This is a genomic window from Salipiger bermudensis (assembly GCF_019801965.1).
In the GTDB taxonomy this organism is placed as follows: domain Bacteria; phylum Pseudomonadota; class Alphaproteobacteria; order Rhodobacterales; family Rhodobacteraceae; genus Salipiger; species Salipiger bermudensis_A.
The window spans coordinates 117,073-128,774 of record NZ_JAHVIA010000010.1 but is presented as its reverse complement, the minus strand read 5'-3'; the positions used below and the strand labels follow the sequence as shown (position 1 = coordinate 128,774).

At 66.7% G+C, this 11,702-nt stretch carries 12 protein-coding genes; 8 read left to right on the top strand and 4 right to left on the bottom strand.

Annotated elements, in window-relative coordinates; all coding sequences use genetic code 11:
* Positions 1–119: 119 nt before the first annotated feature.
* The 8 genes from KUV62_RS20530 to KUV62_RS20495 all read left to right on the top strand — a co-directional run bounded on the left by KUV62_RS20530 (position 120) and on the right by KUV62_RS20495 (position 8,006).
* Positions 120–1,274, top strand: a complete 1,155-nt coding sequence (locus tag KUV62_RS20530) for an OmpP1/FadL family transporter (RefSeq protein WP_222605613.1) — start codon at positions 120–122, stop codon at positions 1,272–1,274.
* A 179-nt stretch (positions 1,275–1,453) separates the two neighbouring features.
* Positions 1,454–2,311: an ATPase gene (locus KUV62_RS20525; RefSeq protein ID WP_222605673.1), complete on the top strand. Its 858-nt coding sequence runs from the start codon at positions 1,454–1,456 to the stop codon at positions 2,309–2,311.
* A gap of 99 nt (positions 2,312–2,410) precedes the next feature.
* Entirely contained in the window at positions 2,411–3,364 is a 954-nt protein-coding gene (gene metA, locus KUV62_RS20520; protein ID WP_222605612.1) for a homoserine O-succinyltransferase, read from the top strand.
* Position 3,365: 1 nt separating this feature from the next.
* Positions 3,366–4,313 carry an alpha/beta fold hydrolase gene (locus tag KUV62_RS20515; RefSeq protein ID WP_222605611.1) on the top strand — a complete coding sequence of 316 codons (948 nt, stop codon included), beginning with the start codon at positions 3,366–3,368 and terminating at the stop codon, positions 4,311–4,313.
* Between the two features lie 71 nt (positions 4,314–4,384).
* Positions 4,385–5,530, top strand: a complete 1,146-nt coding sequence (locus KUV62_RS20510; protein ID WP_222605610.1) for a Hint domain-containing protein — start codon at positions 4,385–4,387, stop codon at positions 5,528–5,530.
* 84 nt (positions 5,531–5,614) lie between these two features.
* Positions 5,615–6,484, top strand: a complete 870-nt coding sequence (gene ppk2 / locus KUV62_RS20505; RefSeq protein WP_222605609.1) for a polyphosphate kinase 2 — start codon at positions 5,615–5,617, stop codon at positions 6,482–6,484.
* On the top strand, positions 6,484–7,101 hold the full coding sequence (locus KUV62_RS20500) for a TetR/AcrR family transcriptional regulator (RefSeq protein WP_222605608.1): 618 nt from the start codon (positions 6,484–6,486) through the stop codon (positions 7,099–7,101). Before ppk2 ends, KUV62_RS20500 begins: the two co-directional genes overlap by 1 nt.
* 41 nt (positions 7,102–7,142) lie before the next feature.
* A complete protein-coding gene (locus KUV62_RS20495; protein ID WP_222605607.1) occupies positions 7,143–8,006 on the top strand; it encodes a sulfotransferase family protein in 864 nt (287 codons plus the stop codon).
* On the opposite strand, the gene KUV62_RS20490 is transcribed toward KUV62_RS20495, so the two are convergent.
* The 4 genes from KUV62_RS20490 to KUV62_RS20475 all read right to left on the bottom strand — a co-directional run bounded on the left by KUV62_RS20490 (position 7,993) and on the right by KUV62_RS20475 (position 11,689).
* The gene (locus tag KUV62_RS20490; RefSeq protein WP_222605606.1) at positions 7,993–9,036 is read right to left on the bottom strand and encodes a glycosyltransferase family 2 protein; all 1,044 of its coding nucleotides are present in this window, start codon (positions 9,034–9,036) and stop codon (positions 7,993–7,995) included. The genes KUV62_RS20495 and KUV62_RS20490 overlap by 14 nt on opposite strands.
* Positions 9,037–9,142: 106 nt before the next feature.
* Positions 9,143–9,631 carry a 30S ribosomal protein S9 gene (rpsI, locus tag KUV62_RS20485; protein WP_222605605.1) on the bottom strand — a complete coding sequence of 163 codons (489 nt, stop codon included), beginning with the start codon at positions 9,629–9,631 and terminating at the stop codon, positions 9,143–9,145.
* 2 nt (positions 9,632–9,633) lie between these two features.
* The gene (gene rplM / locus KUV62_RS20480) at positions 9,634–10,092 is read right to left on the bottom strand and encodes a 50S ribosomal protein L13 (RefSeq protein ID WP_007800759.1); all 459 of its coding nucleotides are present in this window, start codon (positions 10,090–10,092) and stop codon (positions 9,634–9,636) included.
* 172 nt (positions 10,093–10,264) lie between these two features.
* On the bottom strand, positions 10,265–11,689 hold the full coding sequence (locus KUV62_RS20475; protein ID WP_222605604.1) for a PLP-dependent aminotransferase family protein: 1,425 nt from the start codon (positions 11,687–11,689) through the stop codon (positions 10,265–10,267).
* Positions 11,690–11,702: the final 13 nt, after the last annotated feature.

Sequence of the window (11,702 nt, the reverse complement as noted above, 5' to 3'; positions counted from 1 at the left end):
TGCGACAAAGTGACGTTACGGCGCGGCGCGTCAACTTACGCTGGGTCATTGATTGACCGTTCAACCGCCTCGTCGTTAGCGTCGAAGGTGGAGGAGAATACCTTAGGGAGAGGGAACTCATGAAATTCTTACTGACCGGTGCCTCGGCGCTGGCCCTGTCCGCGACCGCGCTTCACGCGGGCGGCATCGAGCGCACGCAGCAATCGGCGATGATCCTGTACGAGACCGGCAACGTGCTGGAATTCTCGCTGGGCTATGCCAACCCGTCGCTCACCGGCAAGAACGTCTCGCCGCCATTCCCGGCGCAGGATATCGACGACGTGGCCGACGGCTTCTACCTGCCGTCCTTCGGCATCAAGTATGACGTCAATGACCGGCTGGCGCTGGCGCTGATCTACGACCGCCCCTTCGGCGCCGACATCGCCTACGAGAGCGGCAACGTCCCGCTTGGCGGCACCACCGCCGAGGCCAGCACCAACACCCTGACCGCGCTCGCGAAATACCAGTTCAACGACAACTGGAGCGCGTTCGGCGGCCTACGCCTGCAGCAGGCCACGGGCGACATCCATCTCGAGGGCCTCGCCTATGGCGCGGTGAGCGGCTACGAGGTCAATCTCGACAAGACCACCGGCGTCGGCTACGTGCTCGGCGCGGCCTACGAGATCCCCGAGATCGCCCTGCGCGTGGCGCTGACCTACAACTCCGCGATCACCCACGACATGGACACCACCGAGTCCGGTCCGCTTGTCGATCCCGATGGCCCCGGCCCGATCCCGGCGCTTCCGCTGCTCAACGCCAGCGGCGAGACCGAGGTCAAGACTCCGGAAAGCTGGAACCTCGACTTCCAGACCGGCATTGCCAAGGACACGCTGCTGTTTGGCGGCATCCGCCACGTCAAGCACTCGCAGTTCCGCGTCGATCCCGACAGCTTCGTGACCGTGGTCGGCAACGGCCTGATCGATCTCGAGGACAGCACCGCCTACACGCTGGGTGTCGGCCGCCGCTTCAACGACAAGTTCTCCGCCGCGATCAGCGCCACCTACGAGGGTCCGGGCGACGATCTGGTCTCGCCGCTGGCCCCGACCACCGGCTACACCCAGCTGCGCCTCGCCGCGTCCTACAATGTGAACGAGCAGGTCACCGTCTCGGGCGGCATCAGCCACTTCTGGCTCGGCGACGCCAAGCCCGAAACCGGTACGCCGGATGTGGCCCGCGCCAAGTTCGAGGACAACAACGCCTGGGGCGTCGGCCTCAAGGTTGCCTACCGCTTCTGAGGCGGAAGACCATCGAGCAGAGCAACCGCCCGCCCGGGTGCCGAGAGGCGCTCGGGCGGGTTTCGTTTGCAGCCGGAACACGCACCAGGAGCGGCGCGTGCGTCCTGCGGTCGCCGCCATTTGACGCCATGCGCGGGCGTCAGTACCTGTGGTCCGAACGACTCGAAGGATGCCCGATGATGTATTACCGGACCGCGGAAGACTGGCGCGCCGCGCCTCACAAGCGCGTGGTGCTGTTTGCCATGTCGGGCCTCGGCAAGACCCATGTCTCGTCGATGCTGCGCCAGACCGGGCGCTGGTTCCACTACTCGGTCGATTACCGCATCGGCACCCGCTACATGGGCGAATACATCGCCGACAACGCCAAGCGCGAGGCGATGAAGGTGCCGTTCCTGCGCGAGCTGTTGATGTCGGACTCGATCCATATCGGCTCCAACATCACCTTCGACAACCTGACCCCGGTCTCGACCTATCTCGGCAAGCCCGGTGACGTATCGAAGGGCGGCCTGCCGATGGAGACCTACCAGCTCCGGCAGGACCAGTTCCGCCGCGCCGAGGAGCAGGCGCTGCTCGACACCAGCTATTTCATCGACCGCTCCGAGGAGCTTTACGGCTACCCGCATTTCGTCTGCGACACCGGCGGATCGATCTGCGAATGGGTCGATCCCGAAGACCCGAAGGACCGGATCCTCTCGGAGCTCTCGAGCCACGCGCTGATGGTCTGGATCCGCGGCAGCGAGGCCCATACCGAGGAGCTGATCCGCCGCTTCGACCGCGCGCCGAAGCCGATGGCATATCAGCCCGAATTCCTCGTCTCCGGCTGGCGCGCCTATCTCGACGAGACCGGGCTCTCGGAGGCCGCCGTCGATCCCGATGCCTTCATCCGCTGGACCTATGCCCGCGCCCTGGCCCACCGCCAGCCGCGCTACGAGGCGATGGCCCGCAACTGGGGCATCACCGTCGAGGCGGCCGACATGACCACGGTCCGCGACGAGGCGGATTTCGCGGAAGTGATCGCCGCCGCCCTGCCCGCCTGATCCCTCGAGACCCGCAGTGCGCCCCCGCCGGTCGCCCTGCACAGCTTGTTAAACCGGGGGCGCCGCTCTATCTGTGCCCCCTGACCAAGAGTAAAGCCGATGCCTATCAAACTGCCCTCCGACCTGCCCGCCTATGACGTTCTCACCAACGAGGGCGTCATGGTCATGGACGAGGACAGCGCCGGCCGGCAGGACATCCGGCCGCTGCGCATCGCGCTGCTCAACCTGATGCCGAAGAAGATCCAGACCGAGAACCAGTTCGCCCGGCTGATCGGCGCCACGCCGCTGCAGATCGAGCTGTCGCTGATCCGGATGTCGGAGCATCAGACCCGCAACACCGCCGCCGATCACATGGAGAATTTCTACCGCCCCTTCTCGGAGGTCGAGGCGACGGGCGAGAAGTTCGACGGTCTGATCATCACCGGCGCGCCGATCGAGCATCTCGCGTTCACCGAGGTGACCTACTGGGATGAGCTCACCCGGGTGTTCGACTGGACCCAGACCCATGTGCATTCCACCTTCGGCGTGTGCTGGGGCGGCATGGCGATGATCAACTATTTCCACGGCGTGCCGAAGCACATCCTCGACGCCAAGGCCTTCGGCTGCGTGCGGCACCAGAACCTCGTGCCCGCCTCGCCCTACCTGCGCGGCTTCTCCGACGACATGGTGATGCCGGTGTCGCGCTGGACCGAGATGCGCCGCGACGAGGTCGAGGCCGCCGGTCTGCCGGTGCTGATCGACAGCCCCGAGACCGGCCCGGCGCTGGTCGAGGATCCGGCCCACCGGGCGCTCTATATCTTCAACCACCTCGAGTATGACAGCGGCACGCTCAAGGAAGAATACGACCGCGACGTGGCGGCCGGAAAACCGATCAACGTGCCCGCCAACTACTACCCCGATGACGATCCGAGCCAGATGCCGCAGAACCGCTGGCGCAGCCATGCTCACCTGCTCTACGGCAACTGGATCAACGAGATCTACCAGACCACCGCTTTCGACCTTGCCCGCATCGGCGTCGAGAGCACCGACTGGCGCACGCGAAAGGGGCCCTGAGATGAAACGTCGCTCGCTGCTCTCCCTCCTGTTCCTCGGCGTCGCCGCCTGCGCCGCCGGGAACCGGGCCTCCGACAGCAGCAGCGCCTCCGTGCTCGAGGACTATCCGCCCGAGGGCCGTTTTCTCGAGGTCTCGGGCCACCGCATCCACTATGTCGAGAAGGGACGTGGCCGGCCCCTCGTGTTGATCCACGGCGCCAGCGGCAACCTGCGCGACTGGACCTATCGCGCGGTCGACCAGCTGTCGCGGCGCTACCGCGTCATTGCCTTCGACCGGCCCGGCATGGGCTACACGCCGCGCATCGACCGTGACGGCGCCTCGATCCAGGAGCAGGCCGCTCTGCTCAGCGCCGCCGGCCGCCAGCTCGGCGCCGAACGCCCCATCGTGCTCGGCCATTCCTACGGCGGCGCGGTGGCGCTGGCCTGGGCGGTCGAGCATCCCGAGCGCGTCTCGGGGCTGGTGCTGGTCTCCGCCGCCTCGCAGACCTGGGAGACCGGCGTGCCGTTCTTCTACCGCCTGACCTCCGGGCCGCTGGCGGGCATCGCCAACCCGGCGATCTCGGCGCTGGCCGGAGAAGACCGGGTGCTCGACGCCATCGCCGGGGTCTTCGCACCGCAGCCGGTTCCGCCCGGCTATGCCGAGCATATCGGCGCCGAGCTCGCCCTGCGCCCAGAGACCCTGCGCGAGAACGCCCTGCAGCGCGCCAACCTGAAAGCCGAGATCGCCCGCATGCTGCCGCGCTACGGCGGGCTGGCGCTGCCGGTCGAGATCCTGCACGGCGATGCCGACACCACCGTCGGGCTGCAGATCCACTCGGTGCCGACCGCGCGGCAGATCCCCGGCGCCAATCTCGTGGTGCTGCCCGGCATCGGCCACGCCGCCCAGCACGCGGCGGCGTCGCAGATGTATGCCGCCATCGACCGGGTCGCCGCCCGCAGCGCCCGCTAACGGTTTGAACAACACGCGATCTTAACGCGCGCGCCCTATCAGATCCCTCCCGCTTTCAAGGAACCGCCACCATGCCGCTTCTCGGCGTTTACAGTTGGTCGCAAATTACCACGCCCGGCGCGCTCAGCGCCTCCAACCTGCGCAACGACACCTCGGCCAACGATCCCTCGCAGCCCGACTACGATCCCGGCGCGCCGAGCTGGACCGACAAGACCTATACCTATAACGGCGGCACCCCGACCCACATCAAGATCAACGACGATGACGGCCTGTTCGAGGACAATGACGCCGAGACCGGCGCCGTGGCGACACTCGCGGAAGACGTCACCATCGACGGGGTGACCTACTACGCCGGCGAGACCGTCGAGAACGAGTTCGCCCTCGTGGATGGCGGCGGATCGCGGGTCTACGTGATCCGGATCGGCGGCCAGAACGTCGGCTTCGCGCCGCAGACACCCTACTATGTGGTGCCCGCCGGGGTGACCTTCTATCCCACCGAATCCCTCGGCGGCACGACCGACGAGAGCAGCATCGGAACGCTCAACACCGTCTCCTATAGCGGCGTGATCTGCTTCGCCGCCGAGACCCTGATCGACACGCCGCAAGGCTCGCGCCCCGCCGCAGAGCTCGTGGCCGGCGACGAGGTGCTGACCCTCGACCGGGGCCCGCAGCCGCTGCTCTGGGTGGGCGCGACCGAGCGTAGATTCGACGGGTTCGAAGACCCGTCGCGCCCGGTGCTCCTGCCCGCCGGGGCGCTTGGCGAGGGCCTGCCCGCGCGGGATCTGCGCCTGTCGCCGCAGCACCGGGTGCTTGTCTCGGGCCGCCGCATCGAGCGGCTCTGCAAGGCGCTAGAGGCGCTGGTGCCGGCGCGCGGCCTACTGCCGCTGCCGGGCGTGCGCCAGATGCGCGGCATTGCCGAGATCCGCTACGTCCACCTGCTGCTCGATCACCACGCCATCCTCTCCGCCGAGGGGCTGGCCTGCGAGAGCCTGCTGCCGGGGCCGGTCGCGCTTCGGATGATGGAGGAAGGCGATCGCCGCGCGATGCTGGCCCGCCTGCCGCAGGGGCAGCCGATCGCGCCCGCCCGGCCTCTGCTCAATGTCCGCGACAGTTCCACCATCGTGCGAGCCCGGCGCGGCGAGGAGCGACAGGAGCGCAGCCCCGGTTTCAAGGCGGTCGGGTTCGCGCCGAGCCTGATCGGCATCGCAGCCCAGTGAGCGCGTTGCACCGCCCGCGCGGTTTGCGTTAATCGCGTTTACATTCCATATTGACCCGCACCAACCAGCAGCAGGATCTCCGCCTTGAGCACTCCCTTCGACGGCGCCATCAGCACCTATTTCAAGGACGACGCCCCGGCCGACATCCGCAACGCGCTCAAGCGCGCCGACAAGGACGAGATCCTGTCGCCGTCCTATCCCTACTCGGAAGAGATGAAGGGCAAGGCCTACCAGCGCGAGATGGACGCGCTGCAGATCGAGCTGGTGAAGATGCAGAGCTGGGCCAAGGCCACCGGCCAGCGCATCGCCTGCATCTTCGAGGGCCGAGACGCCGCCGGCAAGGGCGGCACCATCAAGCGCTTCCGCGAGAACCTCAACCCGCGCGGCGCCCGCGAGGTAGCGCTTTCCAAGCCCTCCGATACCGAGGCGACGCAATGGTACTTCCAGCGCTATATCGAGCACCTGCCCGCCGGCGGCGAGATCGTCTTCTTTGACCGCTCCTGGTACAATCGCGGGGTGGTGGAGAAGGTCTTCGGCTTCTGCACCGAGGCCGAGCGCGAGCATTTCTTCGCCCAGGTGCCGGATTTCGAATCCATGCTGGTCGAGGAAGGCATCCGGGTCTTCAAGTTCTGGCTCAATGTCGGCCGCGCCGAGCAGCTCCGCCGCTTCCTCAAGCGCGAGCAGGATCCGCTCAAACAGTGGAAGCTGAGCTGGATCGATGTCGAGGGGCTCAAGCGCTGGGACGCCTACAGCGCCGCGATCCAGGAGACGCTGTCGCGCAGCCACAGCGCCGAGGCGCCCTGGACGGTGATCCGCTCCGACGACAAGAAGCGCGCCCGGCTCGCCGCCATTCGCCACGTGCTCAGCCATCTCGACTATGCCGAGAAGGACGCCCGCGCGGTCGGCGAGCCGGATCCGAAGATCGCCGGCGGCCCGGAGGTCTGGAACGCCTGATGCCCAAGCGCGGCTACCATCACGGCAACCTGCGTCAGGCGCTCGTCGACGCGGCGCTCGAGTTGATCGAGGAAAAGGGCCCGACCGGCTTCACCCTGTCGGAGGCCGCCAAGCGCGCCGGGGTGACGCCGGCGGCCGTCTACCGGCATTTCGACGGCCGCGAAGACCTGATCGCCGAGGCCGCGCGCCAGGGCTACGAAATCTTCGCCGACCTGATGGCCTATGCCTACGACGATGGCCGCCCCTCGGCGCTGGCCGCCTTCGAGGCCACCGGCCGCGCCTATCTCGCCTTCGCGCGCAAGCATCCGGGCCATTACATCGCGATGTTCGAGAGCGGCATCTCGGTCAACCACTCGCCCGAACTCGCCGCGCTCTCCGCCCGCGCCCGCGGCATCCCCGAGCGCGCCGCCGCCGAGCTGTCGCAACACATCCCGCCCAAGAAGCGCCCGCCGCCCTCGATGGTCTCGGCCCATGTCTGGGCCTTCTCCCACGGCGTGGTCGAGCTCTTCGCCCGCAACTCGCCGGGGACGCAATCGCCCTTCCCGCCCGAGGCACTGCTCGAGAGCGGCATCGGCATCTACCTGCGCGGGCTCGGGCTGATCCCGCCCGACGAATAGGCCCGCGCCATGCGATGCTCCAAGACCAAGAGGCGCGTCTGATGACCGAAAAGACATTCTTCCTCGGCCTCGGCGGCCAGAAATGCGGCTCTACCTGGATCCAGTCCTATCTCGCGCGCCAGCCCGACAGCGATTTCGGCCGGCTCGGCGAATATCAGGTCTGGGAGCACCGGCTCGGCGGCGTCTTCGCGCGCTACGAAGTGCCCGCGCCGGGCCTGGCGGAGCGGCTGCGCGCCCGCCTGAAGACCAGCTTCGGCGGCAGTGAGCCGGCGCAGCACCTGCGCTGGCGGCTGCAAAGCGATCCCGACGCTTATTTCGACTATTTCGCCGCCCTGCTGGACCGCCCCGGCATTGCGCGCACCGGCGACATCACCCCCTCCTACGCGGCGCTGCCGCCCGAGATGCTGGCGCGCATCCGCGATGGCTTTGCCGCGCGCGGCATCAGGACCAAGGCGATCTTCTCGATGCGAGACCCGGTCGACCGGCTGCGCTCGCACATGCGCATGGAGATGGCGAAGGAGCGCCTCGCAACTGACGAGACCAATGCCGCTCCGCTGCGTGATTTCTACGCCACCGGGGAAGCCGCTGCCCGCAGCCGCTACGACCAGACGCTGCAAGCGCTCGATGAGGTCTTCGACCCCGAGGATCGCCTTGTCTGCCTGTTCGAGAGCCTCTTCACCGAAAACGGCATCGCCGCGCTCTCGGACTTCGCCGCCGTGCCCTGCGATCCAAGCCGCGGCGGCTCGGCGGTCAACGCGCGCTCAAAGGGCGCGGGCGGCATTCCGGAAGAGCTGATGCGGGATATCGCGCAGCACTATCGCCCGGCCTATCTTGCCGCCGAAGCGCGCCTGCCCGAGATCCGCGAACTCTGGCCGAGCGCGCGCTTCGCGCTCACCAGCGCATGAGGCCGCACGCGATGAGCTGTTCGGGCCGCTCGTAGAGCACCGAGTGCGGCTCGAGGAAGCCGTCCTCCTGCTGACCGAGCCTCTCGAGCAGCGCCGCGTAGAAGCGGTATTTCGAGGCGCCATTGGCGTGCGAGCCCCATTCCAGCGCCCGCGCGACCTTGCGTCCGAACTGCGGCGTGAAGACGAAATGCGCGATCGTCGGCATCACCGTCATGCTCGGAGCATGGTTGATGTTGTGGGTGCCGACCATGAAGGTCGTCTCCGAGTGCCGCACGATCGGGGTCTTGTGGCGCGGCGACTGGTGGAAGCTGCTGTCCTGCCGCTTGCGCCCCAGGATCCGATCCCAGAAGCCGCGCTTGCGCGGCGGCTCCTTCGGCAGCAGATCGAACGCCTCCATCAGCCGCACCGATTTGCTCTGCGCGAGAAATTCCGGCGCGGCCTCGCCCGGCACCGGGCGCAGCAGCGGCACGGCGTCGAAATAGGGCGATGCGGCGATCAGGTCATCGAAGCCCTGCGGCGCGTCGACGGTATCGAAGCCGGAGGTGTCACGCGGGAAGAACTCGACCAGCGTCGCGAAAGCCGCCGTTGCGCCCTCGGCATCGAGCCGGTCCGTGATCTCGTCGAGCCGGGTGACGCCGGGCGGCAGGATCAGGAACTCGTCGGCATCGACATAGGTGACGAACCGCCCCGGCATCAAAACCTGCGGGATCGCGCCCTTGAAATAGACCCCGGCGCGGCGCTTGCGCTTGCCGCCCGGCTCGTTCACCAGCACTTCATCGCCGTAGCGCAGATCCGAGGTGATGCGGATGCAATCGGGCTGGGCATCGAGGAAGGCGGTGGTGCCGTCGGTCGATTTGTCATCGAAGATGAAGAACTGCTCGACGCCCATGGCGCGGTAATGCGCGAAGAAGGCGGGCGCAAAATACATCTCGTCGCGGAAGATCGAGAACACCGAGGTCTTGCCCGGATCGACCTCCGGGCCCTCGCAGGCAATCAGATCGCCGGCATCCCTGAATTCCAACGGCTTCATGCGGCCCCGCTCCCTGCTCTGCGCCAGATGCGCCTCTATCCCATCCAGACACGAAAAAAGCCACCTTTGCAGGTGGCTTTTCCCAAGCTTTCGAAAGGTCTCGAAATCAGCGCTTCGAGAACTGGAAGCTGCGGCGTGCCTTACGCTTACCGAACTTCTTACGCTCGACGACGCGGCTGTCGCGGGTCAGGAAGCCTGCGGCCTTCAGGGCCGAACGCAGCGACGGATCATAGAGCTGCAGCGCCTTGGAGATGCCGTGCTTGACCGCGCCGGCCTGGCCGGAGAGACCACCACCCTTGACGGTTGCGTAGACGTCGAACTGGTCTTCGACACCGGCGACCGAGAACGGCTGGCGCAGGATCATCTGCAGCACCGGACGGGCGAAGTAGGTGTTCAGCTCCTTGCCGTTCACCGAGACCTTGCCCGAGCCCGGCTTGATCCAGACACGGGCGACCGCGTCCTTCCGCTTGCCGGTGGCATAGGCGCGGCCGAACTCGTCGCGGACGGGCTCGCGGGGCGCTTCTTCGATTTCGGGAGCGGCATCCACACCGGCTGCGGCGCCCAGTTCTTCCAGGGAATTGATCTGTTCAGCCATGATTACACCCGGGTGTTCTTCTTGTTCATCGACTTGACGTCGAGCGCTTCGGGCGCCTGCGCCTCGTGCGGATGCTCGGCGCCGGCATAGATACGCAGGTTGGTCAGCTGCGCGCGCGACAGGCGGTTGCCCGGCAGCATGCGCTTGACGGCCTGGAACACCACGCGCTCGGGGTGTGCACCCTCGAGGATCTGGGCCTTGGTGCGCGACTTGATGCCGCCCGGGTGGCCGGTGTGCCAGTAGAAGTTCTCTTCACGCTTCTTGCCGGTCATCTGCACCTTGTCGGCGTTGATGACGATGACATTGTCGCCCATATCCATGTGCGGCGTGAAGGTTGCCTTGTGCTTGCCACGAAGGCGCATGGCGACGATCGATGCGAGACGGCCGAGAACGACGCCTTCCGCGTCGATCACGATCCATTTCTTCTCGATGTCTGCCGGAGTTGCAGAGAAGGTTTTCATCGTGTTGCCCTTGAGCTTGTCTTGGAGCTTGTCTTGAGTGGACCCCGCGGGAGGGTCCGAATTCCGATTGCGGGGTTATACGCGTCCGGAAATCGCAGTCAAGCGGGCAAAATCCAAATTAATCACGCAAAAACAATAGCTTGAAATTATGGTATAATAATACCCCACGCATTCAGGCCAGAATCTGCTCCGGCGGATTGTCCAGCAGCTGGCGCAGCCGCGCGAGCGCCGCCTCGAACTCGGCCATCGCCACCTGGGCGTTCATGCCGATGCGGATGGCGTGGGGCGCAAAGCCGGTGCGCGGGGCGAAATCCTCCGCCGGGCGCACCTGCACCCCCTGCTGCTCGGCGGCGAGGCAGAAGGCGGCCGAGCGCCAGCCCGCCGGCAGGCGCAGCCAGACGAAGGGCGAGTCCTCGTGCCAACTTAGATCGAAGCCGCCAAGCGCGTTCACCGTGCTGCGCACATAGACGGCGTTGCGGCGGCGCACCGAGCGCACGATCTCGCGGGTTTCATCGCGGCCGAGCAGGTCCTGGGTCAGATCGGCCAGCGGCTTGGCGAGGCCGAAGAAGCCGTTCTCGGCCACCCGCCGCAGCATCAGCCGCTTCTCCTGCGGCGCGATGGCGAAGCCGATGCGCAGCGCCGGGGTCAGCGTCTTGGAGATCGACGACACGAACCACGACTTGCCGGGGAGCAACGCGCGGTAGGTCTCGGTGTGATCGTCGCCGAGGAAGGTGCAATCATCCTCGAGAATGTCGAACCCGCTGCGCCGGGCAACCTCGGCGATCTCGCGGCGGCGCTTCGGCGGGGTCTTGATAACAGTGGGATTGTGCAGTTCGGGAGAGGTACAAAGCAGCTGCGCATCATGCTTGCGGGCAAGCTCGGCCAAAGCGGATGGTACAATGCCGTGTTCATCCATCGGGACCGATACAATCTCGGCCCGCATCAATTCGGCAGCGCGGCGAAAGCCGGGATAGGCCAGCTCTTCGACCAGCACCACCGGGCGCCGCCCCCGGAGCACCGCCTGCATGACCAGCGAGATCGCGCTCTGCGCGCCATGCGACAGCACGATGTCCTCGTGATGCAGCGTGCCGAGTGGGATCGAGGACAGCCAGCCGACCACGGCTTCGCGCGCGGGCGCGAAGGACGCGGCGGTCGGATATTCCAGCAGCGCGCGATCCGGGCGCTGTGACAGGCGCTGAAATCCCTGATTGATCAGAGCCACTTGCCCGAGGTCCGGCAGCCTTGAGGTGAACAAGTTGACGAGCTCCGGACTGTCGGCCTCCTCGGCCCGGGGCCGGGTGATGTAGAGCGGAGGCTTGGTCTCGACCTGCCCCGCCACAAAGGTGCCGCGCCCCACCTCGGCCACCAGGAGCCCCTCGTCGGTCAGGATGGAATAGGCCCGCGCCACCGTGCCCGGGGTCATTCCCAGTCGCCATGCCAGATCCCGCACCGGCGGCAGCTGCGCGCCGCTGCCGAGCTGCTTGCCCGCAATGCCCTGGCGCAGCGCCGCAGAGAGTGCGCGGTATTTCGGCCCATCCGGCTGCGCATCGAACAGGCCAGATATTGTATCGGTCACAATGTTTTTCTCGACGCCCATATTGGCACAATGT

Bases quoted from the DNA above. Each gene is read 5' to 3' on its own strand.
- KUV62_RS20500 (WP_222605608.1), top strand. From the start codon at position 6,484: ATGCCCAAGCGCGGCTACCATCACGGCAACCTGCGTCAGGCGCTCGTC.
- rpsI (WP_222605605.1), bottom strand. From the start codon at position 9,631: ATGGCTGAACAGATCAATTCCCTGGAAGAACTGGGCGCCGCAGCCGGT.
- KUV62_RS20525 (WP_222605673.1), top strand. From the start codon at position 1,454: ATGTATTACCGGACCGCGGAAGACTGGCGCGCCGCGCCTCACAAGCGC.
- KUV62_RS20515 (WP_222605611.1), top strand. From the start codon at position 3,366: ATGAAACGTCGCTCGCTGCTCTCCCTCCTGTTCCTCGGCGTCGCCGCC.
- metA (WP_222605612.1), top strand. From the start codon at position 2,411: ATGCCTATCAAACTGCCCTCCGACCTGCCCGCCTATGACGTTCTCACC.
- KUV62_RS20530 (WP_222605613.1), top strand. From the start codon at position 120: ATGAAATTCTTACTGACCGGTGCCTCGGCGCTGGCCCTGTCCGCGACC.
- KUV62_RS20510 (WP_222605610.1), top strand. From the start codon at position 4,385: ATGCCGCTTCTCGGCGTTTACAGTTGGTCGCAAATTACCACGCCCGGC.
- KUV62_RS20490 (WP_222605606.1), bottom strand. From the start codon at position 9,036: ATGAAGCCGTTGGAATTCAGGGATGCCGGCGATCTGATTGCCTGCGAG.
- KUV62_RS20475 (WP_222605604.1), bottom strand. From the start codon at position 11,689: ATGGGCGTCGAGAAAAACATTGTGACCGATACAATATCTGGCCTGTTC.
- KUV62_RS20495 (WP_222605607.1), top strand. From the start codon at position 7,143: ATGACCGAAAAGACATTCTTCCTCGGCCTCGGCGGCCAGAAATGCGGC.
- rplM (WP_007800759.1), bottom strand. From the start codon at position 10,092: ATGAAAACCTTCTCTGCAACTCCGGCAGACATCGAGAAGAAATGGATC.